This is a genomic window from Paenibacillus sp. J2TS4, from assembly GCF_018403245.1.
Taxonomy (GTDB): domain Bacteria; phylum Bacillota; class Bacilli; order Paenibacillales; family NBRC-103111; genus Paenibacillus_L.
In genome coordinates, this window is sequence record NZ_BOSH01000026.1 from 22,404 (window position 1) to 39,442 (window position 17,039).

General features: G+C 49.6%; 11 protein-coding genes. 3 read left to right on the forward strand and 8 right to left on the reverse strand.

Features of this window, described 5'->3' with window-relative positions; all coding sequences use genetic code 11:
• Positions 1-764 precede the first annotated feature (764 nt).
• Complete coding sequence (locus KJS69_RS28675; RefSeq protein ID WP_213587608.1) at positions 765-1,757, forward strand: phage baseplate protein; 993 nt, start codon at positions 765-767, stop codon at positions 1,755-1,757.
• A 753-nt stretch (positions 1,758-2,510) separates the two neighbouring features.
• Here KJS69_RS28675 and KJS69_RS28680 read toward each other — a convergent pair.
• From KJS69_RS28680 to KJS69_RS28705, 6 genes are all read right to left on the reverse strand, one after another.
• A complete protein-coding gene (locus KJS69_RS28680; protein WP_249730754.1) occupies positions 2,511-5,150 on the reverse strand; it encodes a DUF4855 domain-containing protein in 2,640 nt (879 codons plus the stop codon).
• 264 nt (positions 5,151-5,414) lie between these two features.
• On the reverse strand, positions 5,415-6,965 hold the full coding sequence (locus KJS69_RS28685; protein WP_213587598.1) for an extracellular solute-binding protein: 1,551 nt from the start codon (positions 6,963-6,965) through the stop codon (positions 5,415-5,417).
• A gap of 109 nt (positions 6,966-7,074) precedes the next feature.
• Positions 7,075-7,941, reverse strand: a complete 867-nt coding sequence (locus KJS69_RS28690; protein ID WP_213587599.1) for a carbohydrate ABC transporter permease — start codon at positions 7,939-7,941, stop codon at positions 7,075-7,077.
• A 75-nt stretch (positions 7,942-8,016) separates the two neighbouring features.
• Positions 8,017-8,952 (reverse strand): ABC transporter permease, encoded by a 936-nt coding sequence (locus KJS69_RS28695; RefSeq protein ID WP_213587600.1) that lies wholly within the window; start codon positions 8,950-8,952, stop codon positions 8,017-8,019.
• 173 nt (positions 8,953-9,125) lie between these two features.
• Positions 9,126-11,342, reverse strand: a complete 2,217-nt coding sequence (locus tag KJS69_RS28700; RefSeq protein ID WP_213587601.1) for an AraC family transcriptional regulator — start codon at positions 11,340-11,342, stop codon at positions 9,126-9,128.
• 270 nt (positions 11,343-11,612) lie between these two features.
• Complete coding sequence (locus KJS69_RS28705) at positions 11,613-13,886, reverse strand: ATP-binding cassette domain-containing protein (protein ID WP_213587602.1); 2,274 nt, start codon at positions 13,884-13,886, stop codon at positions 11,613-11,615.
• An 89-nt stretch (positions 13,887-13,975) separates the two neighbouring features.
• Here KJS69_RS28705 and KJS69_RS28710 point away from each other — a divergent pair, with 89 nt between their 5' ends.
• Complete coding sequence (locus tag KJS69_RS28710; protein ID WP_249730755.1) at positions 13,976-14,920, forward strand: helix-turn-helix transcriptional regulator; 945 nt, start codon at positions 13,976-13,978, stop codon at positions 14,918-14,920.
• 25 nt (positions 14,921-14,945) lie between these two features.
• On the opposite strand, the gene KJS69_RS28715 is transcribed toward KJS69_RS28710, so the two are convergent.
• Both KJS69_RS28715 and KJS69_RS28720 read right to left on the reverse strand, forming a co-directional pair.
• On the reverse strand, positions 14,946-15,191 hold the full coding sequence (locus KJS69_RS28715) for a DMT family transporter (RefSeq protein ID WP_249730756.1): 246 nt from the start codon (positions 15,189-15,191) through the stop codon (positions 14,946-14,948).
• Positions 15,192-15,250: 59 nt separating this feature from the next.
• Complete coding sequence (locus KJS69_RS28720; protein ID WP_213587603.1) at positions 15,251-15,865, reverse strand: SRPBCC domain-containing protein; 615 nt, start codon at positions 15,863-15,865, stop codon at positions 15,251-15,253.
• Between the two features lie 374 nt (positions 15,866-16,239).
• Here KJS69_RS28720 and KJS69_RS28725 point away from each other — a divergent pair.
• A partial coding sequence (locus KJS69_RS28725) for an IS66 family transposase (protein WP_213587604.1) occupies positions 16,240-17,039 on the forward strand: 800 nt, incomplete at its 3' end.

Sequence of the window (17,039 nt, forward strand, 5' to 3'; positions counted from 1 at the left end):
GACATACATACCAATATTCATCAGGCATTGCAATACGCCTTTAAGATGGACATGATACGCTCGAATCCCGCAGACAAAGTTAAATGGCCAAGAAGAACCAATTTTCGGAAGCTATTACACCAGTGAACATCTGAATCAAACTTTCCGCTTTATCGATTAATCCGACTAAACCTTACCGGTCCGCAACAGTTTTCCACTCTAACCCGTTGCGGAACAACAGCCGTGTCAGCACATTGCGAATCAGGGGCTATCTAAACAAGCATCTGCGCCCGACAGACCCGGAATATAAATGCTCTCATTCTGGCTTTGCAAATTTGGTGATTCAAACGTTCTGTTCTGGTCTAAAAATATAATGATTGGAGCTTTTAGGCTTGACCTATAAAAAATTGGCATGCCATACACCGTGAAGTATTAAATTATATCACCTCTTAAAGGATGGTTTGTATAATTTCGCTGACTCCATTTGGCGATGTTGTTCAATTTGTCCCTCCCACCGCATAAATCCTTTTTCTTTCTTTTCATCTCCCTAAACACTCTCTATCTATTTATTTATTAATAAATAGAAACCAATACTTACCATAAAATTATGATAGCTCAAACGAGAATATAAATAGGTCCATGGCTTGCTAAGCGATAATTAATAACAATGGGCGCTTATCCGGCATGCTCTCTGCGCATGAGGAAGTACGATGATGCTTTAATTTTTGGCACAGTTTTCGGGGGCAATCCAATTATATTAAATCCAATTTTAAGGAGGAATCATGATGCTTCCAATTCAAGCGTTACGTCTTACTAAAAGACAGCTAAGAGTACTCACTTGTATTGTTGCCGCATTGATTTTGCAGATAATGACGGTTTTGCCCGCCTTTGCAGCAACTCCTCAGAAAACCGTAAACGCTTCAGCGACACTCGCCTACAATCTCAAAGGACTTCAGCATAACCTGGCTGTTCAGAAAGCCTACATCGCATCAACGTATATTTACGTCACTCAGCGGTCTGGAGGCACGGTCTATCTTTCAAGATTGCGCATCAATGGGAAGGATGCCACATTCGTCGATAAAATGACCATCACCAATGCGGGTCATGGCCAAACCCTGGATATGTATACTTACAATGGTCAAAATTACTTCTATTTCAGTTCAAAACAGGATCCTGCAACAACGTATAACTGGTCGCTTCAAGTAGCAAGGCTCCAATACCAAGCCGGCGCGACACTCAATTATACAGACCTTCATCGGTTCACCTATATGAATTACGCCAATAAGAACGGTACGAGATTAGGGACGACATACCGTGTGGATGGCGGAGGCAACAGTACCCATACGATTTTCCGCGTACAGACGAAAGAAGGAACCGTGACTTGGTCCATTTATGATACGGTAGCATTGAACAAACTTCTGGACAGCAACAAACAGGTGCGATTGGACAGTGCGGCTGCGAAAAGCGCCTGTGTTTACAGCTTCACGCAGTCGGGCAGTGGAATCATCAGACCGAACGGTTCTTTCCAAGGAGTGGATATGCTCGGCAGTACAAGAATCTTTACATCAGGAGGCGCACATGGCGATACTCCGCAGATTGCGATGATGTCAAACACCGGAGCCTACCGGGCCCTTGTGAATATTACCAATGTGGGGCTCAAAGAGATTGAAGGAGTTCAGACGAAAAATGGCAACGTTTATTTCACCATAGTTACAGACCCCGTAAATAAAAAAGATACGCAGAAAATCTATTACGTTCCTGACAGCATATTTAATTAACCGCCAAACGAATCAGCCCCCGAAAGCTGTTAATTAGGCACACTCAAATAAATAATGCGGCGGGAGCGACCCGTGCACGGAGGTGGCCGTAGGCAGGAGCGCATTGGGCGCCTAACGAAACTGGGTAACCTTATTTGTGCAAAAACAGGCACGGCGGGATTGTAACGAAACTGGGTAACGCTATTACCGAAAAAATCGATAAAAAGAGGTGAAAAAGTGAAGATAACGATACACAGTTTCGTTAGGATTTGAAACAGGGCAAAAATGGCGATTTAACGATATGGAGTTTCGTTACGATTCGTTAATACGATCTTTAAACACGATCCGTGATCGTAATCGGTGCTTGATCTCTTCGTACTCCAGTCTCTGCAAGGTTTCAAGCTGATTTTCCTCATTTTTCTTGACCACTTACCCGTTGTGGTCTGTTATTTTCTTTAGCGTGCCTTAATAAAGTTAGAATAGCAAAACAGTAACATACGCTGTATGTTCTTGTTCTTCAAAAGCAGAAGCCATAGGTCACAGCGTGAAAATAACGCTGCGCCCATGGCTTTTATTAACATATGTTATCATGCATTATGGCGCGACAGAATTTTAAGGTTGATCATGAATTGGAAACTTCGTCCCATATATAAAACTGGCCGGTCGCAGGTCCTGGTTGCCATAAAGGAATTTGCGTATTCCAATGTGCCAGCGTCCCCCAGTTCTGGCCGTCATCGGAGACGTACATCGAAACCGTTACGGGATGCCCGGTATTTACGGCCTCGGCGGCAAAACTACGGCTCCATTCGCCATGCCGTCAATGCCGAGAATTTCGATTTCATCAAGGAAGACCCAGACGTTGACCGGGAATTCGACCTTGACGTAGCGGGCGTACACTTTATCGGCTCCCGCCTTCCCCGGCACGCCGTCTGCTACCCCGCTCCATCTCACGAACTCGGCCGAGGCAGCATCTTGTGCCGGTGGCGGAGAAACGGTTGCCAGCATGCTCCAGGTTTGGCCGTTAGTTGAAACGGAAAAAGCGACGTTCTGAGGGAAATAGATGCCGGGTCCTTTATCCTGAAGAAAATGGGCTCTAACTAGCCCGATCGATTTGTTGCTGCCCAAATCAAATGTGATTGTGCGGCTTCGTTCCTCAGGGTAGGCGCTTCCCGCATGACCCTGCCATTGCTCGTTGCGGAAATCCGTCCCGCCGAATAGGCCGTTCGTAAGTTCATTCCCGGAATCGGGATAGTTGCTGTTAGGCGGCCGCGAAATTGTATAGCTTTGACCGAGAGCCAGATTGCTGAGGCCCCAACCGTCAGACCAAGTTTGAATGAGAACTTGGGCGTAGGTATCAAGCAGCGTTGCTGCCGAGGCCGAAATCAACCCTTGCTCTTGCACGGCCGGGTCGTGAATGTGTGCGAGAAAATCCTGCATATACATTACGGCGTCCGTCGGCTTGTTTTGCTCCAGAAGAAGCTTGATGATATGCAAACGATACGACAACTCATTGCCAAAAACCGAATTGATTTCGTTCGACGCGACATAACCCCGTACAAGCTCCGCCATCGTCTCCGGCGCCGGACCGTTGTCAATGGTGTACGTTCCGTTCAAATACTGGTACAGCCAGTCATACATTAAACGTAAACTCGGATCCTTGCTTACCCCTAAGTTGTATACTGCATTATTGCCTTGATAGTAAGCTCTGAAACCATTTTGCATCAGGCCGGTTCTGACGCCGCTGTCCAAGTATTCGATAAAACGCTGGCGGAGTACACGATCTGTCAGCATCCCGTCATCAAATTCAACTTCGTTCCCCATCCCATACCGCTTTGCATTATTCGCAGCATCTTCCAGACGGTCGGAATCCATTCCGCCAAAGAAGTAATTCGGCTGGTAAGCGGCGGCGTCCACCCCGACGTCTTTCCACATAAACATTTTGTAAGCAAAAGAGTGAGGAATCCAGAAAACCTTCATGTTCATGGCGTGCACTTTTTCCGTCACCGCGCGAATCATGTCCGGTCCCGATTCGGATATCTCGATTTGTTCCGGCATCCAGTACATGCCGACAAGATCAAGATTGGAGTAGTTGGCAGCCTGCCATCTTTGCTGGACCTGATCCAGCCACCACTGCACCGCTTTTTTCCTGTTTTCAAACGCTTTTTCTTTGCCTGCGACGGAGTCGTTAAAATTTAAGGAACCACTGCCGTCAATATCGCCAAAATCTGTTAAGGATTCCCCAGGATTCGGAATCATTAACACAGCCTTGACTTGATGATCAGGCTGTTTCAGCTTGGCTCCGACTTCCTTGGCAGCCTCATTCAACTGCTGCATATCCCCCGAGGCTGCAAATGTTTTATCCAAATACCATTTCCAATCGTCCAGGTTCGTTTGCCCAAGGCCGAAATCTCGGCCGGCAGGCGAAGCAATCCCGAGATATAGAACGCCGTCAAAAAGCCAATCGACCGGCTCGCCGTCTTTATTTACATAGCTGATGTTAGGGATAATCCGTTCCTTGTTCCAATCGCCCAAACCATTCGCGTATTGTCCGTTATACAGCAGATTCAGATTACGGATACCAGCTGTGGCTTCCCCCGGCTCCAAAAAATGAGGCTGCTCGGCAGGAACCTTTACTGCCCCGTCAACCTTGCCGTCCATACCTATAATTTCGATTTCGTCAATATATTCCCAGAGCGAAGGATGCATCGAAAATGCTACTTTCACATAACGTGCATAAGCCAGCTTGCCATCCGTATTCCCGCCTTTGATTCCGTCCCGGCTGCCATCCCATTCAAAGGTCTCCTGTCTGGGCGGTCCTTCTCCCCAAAGCAGCTGCGTAGCGTTATGGGAAAGCAGCCCCCAATTTTCCTTATCGTCGGAGACATACATCGATACTGACAGCGGAACGAGGATCGAGTTAGTTGGATAATCTTGAAAGAAATGAGCCGTGATCTTTCCGATTGACTTTTCCTCACCGAGATCGAAGACGACTTCGCGAGTTTTTCCACGCAGATGTCCTACCCATGCCGGGTCATTCATATCCAATGTGCCGTATTTCCCATCCGTTAGCTTGTACCCGACATCAGGATGCGACGCTTCTGGCTCCTCGGACCATTCATAGGGGAGGCCTGCCGCAAGATTGCGGAATTGCGTCTCCTCCACTGCCGATGATGCTGCCGCCTGGTTTGCATCCGGTGCTTGTTGTGCCTGTTCCGCTGCCGGTTCCCCGGCATCCGTCGGTTGAGCCGGTACGAACTGTGGATTTCCTGCAACATTTCCTTCCATCTGGTCTGCATCTCCCGCCTGCGCAGTAATCACTGCCGGAACAGGCGATTTCGCCTGCACCACAGAAATCGGGGTCACCAGCAAAACTGCTGACAATAGGAAGGGTCCCCATTTTTTATTCGAAATCATCCAGGATCAGCTCCTTTTTTTAATCTCGAGTGTAGAAATGCCTGAAACCTTTACCCATTTTGTGGTGAATACTCGATTTGATCCCCCCTTTCGCGAAATTCGGCGTAAACCTTTTCCGGAATCGCTTTCATTTACAAAAGAACTCTGATTCGCCACGCCACTCCCTCTTTGCTTGCGAACTTATGCGGCATCCGGGATAAACACTTCCCAAGCCCGGACGCCGCGGATGTCCGCCATTATTACTGCGCTGCAAGTGTTTCTGTTCTATTGCGCCTTCGCCGCCAGGAACTCATCGATTTGCTTTTGCAGCTCTTGCTGAATTTTTTTGAGGGCGGGGCCGGCTTCCGCTTCAAATTTCTTCAATGTATCCTCCGGATCGATAACTCCGTTGAACAGCGCCGTGTAATATTGCCCATCAACTGTATTGTACTGGCTGACCTCGTTTTGCACCGGGGTACTGTCAAATTCGAAGCCGGCCAAAATATCGGTGGTGAACATGTCGGCATCGCGAAGCACGGCTTCCATTTCATCATTCTGCGGATCGCCACCTACAACACTGCGCTCATCGACCGGATTCCATAGCCAGACATAGCCGAATGCAGAGTAGCCGGATGTATCCAGGTTTTTCATTTTGTCCTCTCCTACCGCTTCCCAATGCTTTCCTTCGATTCCATAAGAGAGCAGGTCGTAGTTTTCCTTCTCATTCGCCCAGTTCAGGAACATAATCGCCCGCTCCTTGTTCTTGCTTACCTTCGGAACTGCCAGGAAATTCCATTGTTTAAAGTTGGAGATATTCGCGCCCTTCTTCGGATTAAAGAAGGTGACCGTTTCCAGCTCGCCGTTCGGCACGTTGTTCTTGAACGTGTTCTTGAGAGGATCGCCGATGCCGAACGCGCCGTTCGTGACGATTGCCACTTTGCCTGCCGAGATCGGCTGGTGAAAATCTTTCGTCGTCAAAATGTCCTTGAAAATCAGTCCGTCTTTAAACCATTTGCGCGTGTTCGCCAGCCACGTTCCGATCGGCTCCCGATCCTCCAGCAAATTGTAAACTTTGCCGTCATTGTTCTTGTAATAAAGCATCAAGCTGTTGCCCAGCGCGTGGGTCGGCCTGACATGAGTTTCGTAATCGTGTTGCGCATGGTGGGCGACAAATGAATAAGTGGCGGAGCCTGCGGTCATCGGGATGATGCCTTTCTCCTGCTCCTTCACCTTGTAGGCGAAAGCAATCAAATCTTCATAGGTTTTAATCGGCGGTACGCCGAGCTTCTCGCGGATGTCTTTGCGCACCATGTAGGAATTGCCGGACATGTAGCTGACGCCGAGCGGAACGGCCATAATTTTGCCGCCGTACTTGTTGTAGTCCCACATTTGCTGCGGCCGTTTCTCCAGCACCGTCTTGCCGTACTCGGCCAGCAGGTCGTCCAGCGGCTCATAGAAACCGCTTGCAATCATCTGATTGATGTGCAGCCACGGCGCATCGAAGATAAGATCGATATTTTCGCCGGAAGCAAGCGTCACCTGCGTCTTTTGCGCCAAATCGGACCAGGGCACGAACACGACGTCGAGCTTGACATTGATCGTATCCTTCATTCGTTTCTCCGCTTCGGCGATGACCAAATCCATATCCGGCGGCCGGTCGCCGGGAATCATGATTTTCAGCGTCACCTCTTCAAGCTTGGCGTCACCGCCGGTGACGTCTCCGGTCTGGCCCGACGGTCCGGGCGTCTTCCCTTCCCCTTCGTTCTTGCCCGAGCAACCTGCAATCGCGACGAGCGCGATCAAAAACACGAGTGCGATGGACAATAGTCTTTTCATGGTTCGTTCCCCCTGTTTCAAAAAATAGAGAAAATAGGCGGGTGGACCGGTTCGATAATGGCAGCGATCAGAAGCTTGAACCGGCCAAACGCACTTGCCGCTTGCCATTCTACCCTTTCACCGATCCAAGCGTCAAACCTTTAATAAAGAAGCGCTGAATGAACGGATAGACGAAGACGATCGGGCCGATGGTAACGCAGACGATCGCCAGCTGCATGCCATAGGTCGGCACGACGACGTTGTACTGCGTCTGGCTCCCGCTAACATAAGCCATAACATTCAAATTGGACATAAGCTGGCGGATCATCATCTGCAGCGGCAGCATCTTATAATTGTCGATGAACAGCAATGACAAGTACCAGTCATTCCAATATTGCAGCGCGTAGAACAGGCTAACCGTGGCGATAGCAGGCAGCGAAATCGGCCAGATGATGCGAAAGAAAATATAGATATCATTGGCGCCGTCCACCGTCGCGGCTTCATTCAACTCATACGGCAGCGTCCGATAGTAGGAAACAAGAATAAAAGCATAGAACGGATTAAGCAGATAGGGCAAAATGAGCGCCCAAATCGAGTCTTTCAGATGCAGCCAGTTGGCGATCAGCATGTAGAAGCCGACCAGCCCTGCACCGAACAGCATCGTCAGAAAGGTCAAAAACGATAAAATGTTACGGTACTTCACTTTCCGGTGGCTCAGCGTGTACGCATAGGTAGCTGTCACGAGGACGCCCAGCGCCGTGCCGACGACCGTCACGATAATCGTAATGCCGTAGCTGCGAAACACCTGCTTGCCGGAGAGCAGAAATTCGTACGCATGGAGGCTGAATTTGCTCGGCAGCAACTGGTACCCCGCCGTCTGAAGAAGCGATTCATCGGCGAACGAGTTGATGAACACAATCCAGAACGGAATGAAGCAAAAAAGAGCAAACGCGCTCAGCACTGCGTACATCAGAACAAGAAATAACCGTTCTCTCATGTCGATCTCACCTTAAATTGTCCGGCGAAAAGACCGCATGGAGCCGGGCCTTTGCCCGTTTCGCCGAACCTTTTTTTAGAATAGTCTTGAATCCGCGTCCACCTTGCGCGCGATCCCATTGAAGATAAGAATCGTGATAAGCCCCATGCAGGACTGATACACGATGACGGCAGAGGACATGCTGAAATTACCCAACTGCCGCAGCGCACGATACGCATACGTGTCGATGACATCTGTCGTCGGAAAAAGTACGCCATTATCTCCGATGATCGCGTATATCATGCCGAAATCGCCGTAGAAAATACGGCCGATGCCAAGCAACGCCAATACCATCACGATCGGCCGCATCAGCGGCAGCGTAATGTAGAGCATCTGTTGCAGCCGGCTCGCGCCTTCAATTCGGGCGCTCTCGTAATATTCTGCGGAGATGCCCGTAATGACCGCCAAAAAAATAATGGAATTATATCCGGCAATCTTCCAGGCGCTAATAACGGTTAAGATATACGGCCATACGCCAGGCGTCAAATACCAATCCACTCCTTCGTAGCCAAAGACGGCAAGCGCTCGGTTAATTAGCCCCTCCGATGTGCCGAATAGCGTCAACGCCATCATGCTGACGACAAGCCACGAGATAAAATACGGTAAAAAAATAAACGATTGCGTGATTCGCTTGAACAACCTGTTTCGGACTTCGTTCAGAAAGATGGCTAGTACGACCGCGCTGCCGAGGCCGGATACGAGAAAAAGCGCATTCAGGAAAACGGTGTTCAGCGTCACCCGCAGCCAGTCTTTCCCGTTGAAGAAAAATTCGAAGTTTTTAAATCCGACCCATTCGCTCCCCCATATTCCATCCGATAGCCGGTAATTCTGGAAGGCAAGCAGATGCCCCAGCATGGGCATATACGCGAATACGACCAGAAATGCAAGACCGGGCAGCGCCAGCAAGTACAAATACCGGTTCCGTGACAGCTCGCGCACAAACGTCCCGCCGAACCTTCTCCGTCGCTCCAAAAAGCGTTCCTCCTTTCTTGTGCGCCTTGCAGGATTCGAACGGAGCCATCGTAACATTCACCGCGGAGCTTGCCTAGTTCTCATTGGCCGGATTCGGTTCTCACACGGCCGATTCGCGGGTGCTCAGCCGATTGTTATTGGCCCGGCGAGTTCTCAATCGCCCGATGCGCCTGCTAATTCGCAGATTTCCCGGCTGTCTGCCGCATCCGCTCGCCCGCCTTGCTATCGCGGTATTGGCTCGGCGTCATGCCGGTCGCTTTTTTAAATGCGGTGAAAAAGTGGCTTTTCGTCTGAAAACCGGACTGCTCTGCAATGTCGGTGACCTGCATGTTCGTCTGCTCCAGCAGCTCCTTGACCTTCCCGAGCCGCTCGTTCAAGATGAAATTCGATAGCGACATGCCATATTGATCGTGAAACAGCTGCCGGACATATTTGGCCGACAAAGCGATATGATCAGCGATTTCATCTACCGACAGCATCGGGTCGTGGATATGATAGCGGACATACTCGATAATTTCCCTAACCAGCTTTCCCTTGCGGTTGAAGCCCTTTTGGTCGCCAAGCAGCCGGATAATCCGCCCGGTCTCTTCCTTCAGCCATTCGCGGACGTCGGTAAGCGTGGCGAACTGCCACAAGTGACGCTCAATCCCTTCGACACTCTGGATTGACGTCATTTTCCTGAACGACTTGATGATCGCAAACAGAAGCAGCTTCAGTTGAAATTGACACTCGCTATAATTCATCGTCTGCAGGCGCGCGAACAACTCGTCCAGCATCGCCAGCACCTTCTCCTCTTTGCCGCTGCGAATAGTCTGGATCAAGGTTTCATGCACGGCAGCGTCAATCGGCGCCTGCAAATCAGCATACCGTTCAAAGTCTTGTTCGATGTAGATTTTGTCATCACCGCTGACAAACTTGAATAAAGTCAGCTCGTTCATATCGTCGTATACTTTGCGCAAATCGTCATGCACACGCCGGGCTGTGCTTTTCGCGATCGTCACGTCCAGCTTGACGTACCTGGTGACTTGACGGCGCAGCTCCATCAGCTCTTTGGTCAGCTCGGGATCAGGAGAGGAGTTGGCCGCGCCAACCAGCACAACCAGATGGTCGGAGCCAAAGTCGACCACCTCTATCGGCCGTTCCGGCCGGCCCAGCAATTCCTCCGCGATATTGCCGATTGCATACTTGAGCAATTTGCGAGAGACGAAATCGTACTGCTCGGACATCTCATAATAGGAATCAATCTTGATAACAGCCAATCGAAGCCAGTCATAGTCAAGCAGGCGCGATTCGCGGACAATCGCCGCTCTGGCGCCGTCGGTCAACCTGCCCTGCAGCAGCCATTGCCGCAAATATTCCGTCTTGATCAGCGGATAATGATCGCGAAGTATAACGACGCCCTGCTCGATGACGCCGTAATCGTTCTCCCCCTTCACGCCCAGCTTCCGCTGCAGTTGATCCGCCAGCCGGCGGAATGGCCCGACGAAACGGCGCGAATTCCAATAGGCGATGAGAAGCAGCGCCGCGAGCAACAGGAGCGAGCAGACGATGATGACTGTTTTGAACGCCCCGGCCTTTTCGCGGAATTGCTTCATTTCAGTGACAGAGATAATCGTCCACTCCGGTGATTTCAGCCGCGCATAGTTGACGAACGCTTCCCCTTCCGCACGGTTCAGCTCGAATGAACCCTGCTTCAGCCCCGTCTGGATGTTATCGATGGTTTCCTCGATCCGCTCATCCCATTCGCCCAGAATCAATTTTCCTTGATCATCTACGATAGAAAGAACCGTATCCGCCCTTCCGTCGCCTGAGATCAAATGCTTCTGCAGCTCCTTCTTGTCGAACAGGACGACAAGATACCCGTCGCGTTTTTTCTGCACAGGAGTCGAAGGAAGCTGAAGCGCCAAATACGAGTTGTTTCCTATCCGGTGATCAAAATAGCGGAGAAAGTTCCCGGGAGCGCGCTCGATCCGCTGCAGCATCGGCAGATCGGCAAATTCCTCGAACGAAAGCAATCCAACTTTGGAGTCGATCACCTCGCGCTTGCGGATGCTGAATAAGTAAGCGGATTCAATATAAGGCTCGTTAGATAAATATTTAGTTAATACCCCCATCGTGCTGGCATTTTGCAGCAGATTGTCGGCGGAAGCATACATCCAGTTTTGCACGGCATGGTCTTCGAACATGTTCAGGCTGTACCATTTCAGCTTGTCCAGGATGTACTCGATCCGCTCCGCCATTTCGTCGATGCGGTCCTGATTGTACGTCCCCATCTGGGAATAGGCGAAATGAGAAAATCGGTTGGCCAGAAACAACGAGAATGGTATGATTGTAATTGCAAAAAAAATGCCGCTTATCACAAATATGCGCCAGGATGTCGATTTGAACATAGTACTCCTTTTCCTCCTTCGCCTTAGCAGTTCTCTTTTGACCGATATGTCCTATCATAATGCACCGCTTTCCCGTTTGCCTAGTTCTCATTTGTCTGTCAAGTTCTCATTCTCCGGCTTCACGCTGCTGCACCTTCATTGGAAAGGCTGGCACTCCCGTTTCTCATCCTGGATGCGGCTCATTCCCGAGCATAAAGTCGGAGGATTTATCGTTACCAACAAATGCTCCGATTTGCGCACCATGATATTTAAAGCTTTCATGGACCATTTTTATTCATAGTTGCGATATATCGACTCCATTAAATATTTCCCGGTCAGCGAGGGTTGGCAATCGACAATATCCTTCGGAAGCCCTTCGAACAAAACCATGCCTCCCTCCTCCCCTGCGCCGGGACCAAGATCGATGATCCAATCCGCTTGGCAGATGACTTCCAGATTATGCTCGATCACAATCAGCGTGCTGCCCTGTTCCACCAGACGATTCAAAATGCGGATCAACTGCTCGACATCGGACATATGGAGTCCCGTCGTCGGTTCGTCCAGCACATAAATATTCCCTCTTGTTTCGAGCTCCGCCGCCAGTTTGATCCGCTGCAGCTCTCCGCCTGACAAAGTACTGAGAGGCTGCCCTAACGACAAATAACCGATACCTGTCTCTCTTAATCTTTTAAGCACAGATGCCATTTCTTTGTCATGGAAAAAATCAAGCGCTTCATCTACGCTCATACCCAAAATATCGCTTATATTTTTACCGCGAAACGTCATCGCCAACACCTTGTCCGTGAACCGATGGCCATGGCAAACTTCACAAACGGCTGCAATAGTATCCATAAAAGCGAAATCGGTATAAATCATTCCCAGTCCTTTGCAATGGGGGCAGGCTCCCTGCGAGTTAAAGCTGAACAGCGAGGCATTCACGCGATTTTGCTTGGCAAACAGACTTCTAATCACATCAAAAATACCGGTATAGGTAGCCATATTGGAACGATTGGATACGCCAATTGTACTTTGATCAACAAAAATCGCCTCGGGATATCGTCTCGGAAACTCTTGATGAATCAATGTACTTTTCCCCGATCCCGCCACTCCTGTAACAACGGTCATAGCTCCTGTGGGAATACGAACGCTTATATCTTTTAAATTGTTCATCGTGGCGTGCTCTATCTCGAGCCATCCGGCTGGCTTTCTAACTTCATGTTTGAGTGCGGGTTTACATTTCAGAACCTTGGCCGTCAACGTATCCGCCGTCAATAAACGATGCAAATCTCCCTCATAAACGATGGATCCGCCCATCGTTCCGGCTTTCGGCCCGATCTCGACAATGTGATCGGCAATTCGAATGACGTCGGGGTCATGTTCCACGATCAGAACGGTGTTGCCTTTATCCCTCAACTCTTGCATCAGACGATTGATTGTGCTGACATCATGCGGATGAAGTCCGATACTCGGTTCATCGAAAATATAGGTAAGGTCCGTCAAGCTGTTTCCAAGCTGGCGCACCATTTTGATCCGCTGCGATTCACCGCCCGATAGGCTGGAGGTTTCGCGATTCAGGTTCAAATACCCGAGTCCGATTGAAATGAGGTGGGTCAGCCGTTTCGTAATCGCTTCTACAATCGTTTGTGCTCCGGGCTCGCGTACGGTTCGCATAAACCGGATCAAGCCGCTTATCTGCATTTTGCAGCAGTCCGCAATACTTTTTCCATTTAATTTGCACGCCAGCACAGCTTGATTTAATCTGCCGCCATCGCACTCAGAACAAAGCGCTTCCGCCACCACACGATCGATCGCTTCTTTGTACCGCGCAGCATCTCTCGAATCATCCTTATCCAAAAAAGTGCGCTTGATTCGTGGAACGACGCCCTCATAAAGCGAGGTCGGCGGCCAGTCCTTGGTCGGATGCGGCGGCTTGAATCCTGTTTTGTACAGCAGCGTATCCATTTCATCTTTCGTGTAGTCCTTCAGCTTTTTGTCATTATCAAACAGGCCGGTGCAGACATATCTTTTCCATCGCCAATCGCCAGGCTTGAATGTCGGGAACAAGATCGCCCCCTCATGGAGCGATTTCTCCTTATCGATCAGTCGATCGACAAGGACGGTTTTGGCTTTCCCCAAACCTTCACATTCCGGGCACATCCCTTGCGGGTTATTAAAGGAGAAGACGCCCGAATCACCGACAAACGGTTTCCCGAAGCGGGAAAACAGCAAACGCAGCAAAGCATAGATGTCCGTCACCGTTCCGACGGTTGATCTCGCATTTCCCCCGATCCTCTTCTGATTAATGACGATGGCCACCGACAATTTGTCGATGGATTCCACCTCGGGCTGCCCGTAATGCGGGAGCCGATTGCGGACGAAGCTGGAATAGGTTTCGTTCAATTGCCGTTGCGATTCCGCCGCAATCGTATCGAAGACAAGCGCCGATTTTCCTGATCCGGAAACGCCTGCAAATACTGTAATTTGTTTTTTCGGAATGGTGACATTAATTCCCTTGAGATTTTTTTCTCTCGCACCGATCACCCGAATGAAATCCTTGTTACCCATGATCGCTCTCCTCCCTTTGTCCATCTTCAGAGAAAATTGTATACTATAAACATGCCAATAGCTGTCATGTTTTGAACGAGGAGAGAATAATGATGTCAAAAGCGAAGGTTTTGTTTGACCTGATCATGTATGTCAATGCCAAGCGCCATTTTACGGCACGGGATGTGGCCAATGAATTCGCTATTTCCGTCCGGACTGCGCACAGGTATCTGATGGATTTAAGCGAAATGGGTGTTCCGCTGTATACCGAGCCAGGCAGAGGCGGCGGTTATCGAATCCTGAACAACCGGGTTTTGCCGCCCATTATTTTAGACGAGAATGAAGCCTTCGCCATTTTCTTTGCCTTCCAATCCCTTAAGTACTATCCATCGCTGCCTTTTGACATCAACATGAATTCCGTATCCAGAAAGCTATACGCGAGTCTTCCCGATGACTCGAAGAGCAAAGTGGATCGTCTCGATTCCGTCTTATCGTTTTGGACTATAAAAAGAAGCGTCTCCTCTCCATTTCTAAAAGAAATCATTGAGGCCGCTACAGAGAATCGAATGTTAAAAATTGAATATGCTTCGAAAGCGGATAATACGCTGAGAGAAATAGCCCCCCTTGGTTTGTATGCATATAACGGATTCTGGTATATGCCTGCTTTCGATCCGGTTGTTGACGACATCCGTCTGTTCCGAGCGGATCGGATTTTGTCATTGGAGCCTTCGCAAAACAAAGTCGACCCATGGATCAATCTGAATGACTGGTTGGATAACCAGACCGCTCAAACACCAAAAGTCCCTATTCGGCTATATGTGGAACTGACTCGGGAAGGTATGCGACAATGCCGCAGCCAGCCCTGGCTGGAGCCTTATATCGTAACGGTCGACCAGGGACATGGTTATATTGAGACCGAGATCGATAAGAGTGAATTCGAGTTTGTTTCCCACTATTTTTTTCAATTGGGCACCGCTGCCAAAGTCATTGAGCCCCGCGAGATCGCAGATCGGATTTGTATGCTGGCGAAAGATCTGTTCACCCATTATTCATAAAACGTCACGGTATTCATGAACCATTTCATGAGTTTGCCGTGACTGTGTCTCTTCGTTTCTTCCATCTCTCGGCAGGCCAGTTGACCAGAAACAAGCTTAAAGTGATAAATAGGCCGCCGACAGCTATATTCCACCCAATCGGCTCTCCAAGCATTAGCCATCCCGAGATCGCACTAAAGAAAGGTGCCAGAAACAGAAATGCGCTAACCTTGCCCGCATCGGCGTGCTTCAATAAATAAAACAAGCCTGCGAAGTTTCCGATTGAACCCAAAACTACTTGCCAAATCAATACTAGCCCAATCGTTTACCCTTAAATCGATATGACTGAATTTATTCATTGTGCGATTCCTCCTTTGCCCGAATGATGTCGATCATCTCTTCCCAATGATTTTTCATCAACTCCCGCACGTAAACGTCCTCCAACATTTCCTGATGGATGGCGATCGTTGTTTTTCCTGAATTTGTGGACAATAAAATGATTTGCAGACGGGAGGGCTTATCCCACTCCGGACGTTTCCACTGCATACGCAGCTTTTGGAAAGGGACCAATACGGTCATCTTGCCGGAAACGCCTTCCTTTGATGCAAATTCCTGCCCTGCCTGCAAGCGAAAAGACGGGTCCTCTCCGATCCATAGCGACAAGCCTTCCTGCGACGTAAGAAAGTTCCAGACCCTTTCTTTAGAGATGGCCAGCGTCTTTCTGACTCCGATCTGCACCCCTGCGTCCTTGGTTACTCCGACAGGAGTCCGCCCCATAATTTGTCCATACATGGTGGCGATCCATTCGGCCCACTCCTCTGAAATCTCATACTGCCTGCAAATATGATTCTTGATTTGTTCATGCGACCATAACGGGTCCACCGACTTCTCCAGTTTCATAATCCATTCTTCCCATGTGCACTGCGTCGCTTCCTTCACCGCTTGTTTAAATGTGGAACCTGCCAATTTATCTCCTCCTGCATATGCATACGGGTAATTCAGATAAGTGGACAATCCATCCCCCAAAAGGGGCCTACTTCATTACCAACTAAATCGCATCCTCTTTTATGTTCATTTTATAGCAAAAACACTGACAAGAACGGTCAGTGTTCTTAAAGTGCAGTAAAAAAAGTTCAAGCGCTGCATCGGCCGTAGCCATTGCTTTCCATCTTCGATAACCGAGATATAGATGGATGAGAACGAATGCGTTTTGTACGAAAAATCGTTACTACTTAGGTCTCTCGTCAACGGGAGATATTTTTTTTGGTGCTGGTAAGGAATTCCGGCCCCTCGTGTAGAAGTATATAGAACAGCGACTAAAGATCAAGGAGCGAGACCACGTGAAACTAAGGCCGAATCAAGTGTTGACCATATGCAAAGGCGACAAGGAAATTGCTTCCGTTGTTCAATTTCTTCTCGATCAACAGGCCGCGCGCATTGAGCAACTTGAACATCGTGTACATGAGTTGGAACGGCAACTCGGAAGCAATAGCAGCAACAGCAGCAAGCCGCCATCGAGCGATGGCCTGCGCAAACGGACGAATTTGCGCACGCCGGGTGGCAAGAAAGGGGCGCCTAAGGGACATCGAGGCACGACGCTGTGTCAGGTCGAGCATCCCGATGAAGTCGTCGTCCATACGCTCCACGCCTGCCCCGGCTGTCAAGGTTCGCTAGCAGACGCGAAGCGCAAGACTTTAGAGAAACGGCAAGTGTTTGACTTGCCGCCCCCACGGTTGTTCGTCACCGAACATCAAGTGGAAAAAGCCTACTGTTCTCATTGCCGCTGTATGCAGCGCGCTCCGTTCCCAGAGCACGTGAAGGCACCGGTGCAATATGGCAGCGGCTTGGCCGCATGGACCGTCTATTTGCATGCCTACCAGTTGTTGCCGCTGGATCGGATTGCCCGCTTGTTCGACGATCTGACCGGCCATCGGCCGAGCGAAGCTTCGCTGCTTTCCATGCTGGAGACATCGTCGGATGCGCTGCAACCCGTTGAGCAAACCTTAATCGACAGGTTGCTTCGGCAACCCGTCGTGCATGCCGATGAAACGGGATGCCGAGTCGGCGGCAAGACGCAATGGATGCATGTGATCTCCGACGAGAAGCATACGCTGCTTCGTTTCCACGCCCAACGCGGAAG

What these genes read in the sequence shown, in the direction of transcription:
- KJS69_RS28685 (WP_213587598.1), bottom strand. Translation starts at nt 6,965, where the DNA reads ATGAAAAGACTATTGTCCATCGCACTCGTGTTTTTGATCGCGCTCGTC.
- KJS69_RS28710 (WP_249730755.1), top strand. Translation starts at nt 13,976, where the DNA reads ATGATGTCAAAAGCGAAGGTTTTGTTTGACCTGATCATGTATGTCAAT.
- KJS69_RS28705 (WP_213587602.1), bottom strand. Translation starts at nt 13,886, where the DNA reads ATGGGTAACAAGGATTTCATTCGGGTGATCGGTGCGAGAGAAAAAAAT.
- KJS69_RS28680 (WP_249730754.1), bottom strand. Translation starts at nt 5,150, where the DNA reads ATGATTTCGAATAAAAAATGGGGACCCTTCCTATTGTCAGCAGTTTTG.
- KJS69_RS28700 (WP_213587601.1), bottom strand. Translation starts at nt 11,342, where the DNA reads ATGTTCAAATCGACATCCTGGCGCATATTTGTGATAAGCGGCATTTTT.
- KJS69_RS28675 (WP_213587608.1), top strand. Translation starts at nt 765, where the DNA reads ATGCTTCCAATTCAAGCGTTACGTCTTACTAAAAGACAGCTAAGAGTA.
- KJS69_RS28690 (WP_213587599.1), bottom strand. Translation starts at nt 7,941, where the DNA reads ATGAGAGAACGGTTATTTCTTGTTCTGATGTACGCAGTGCTGAGCGCG.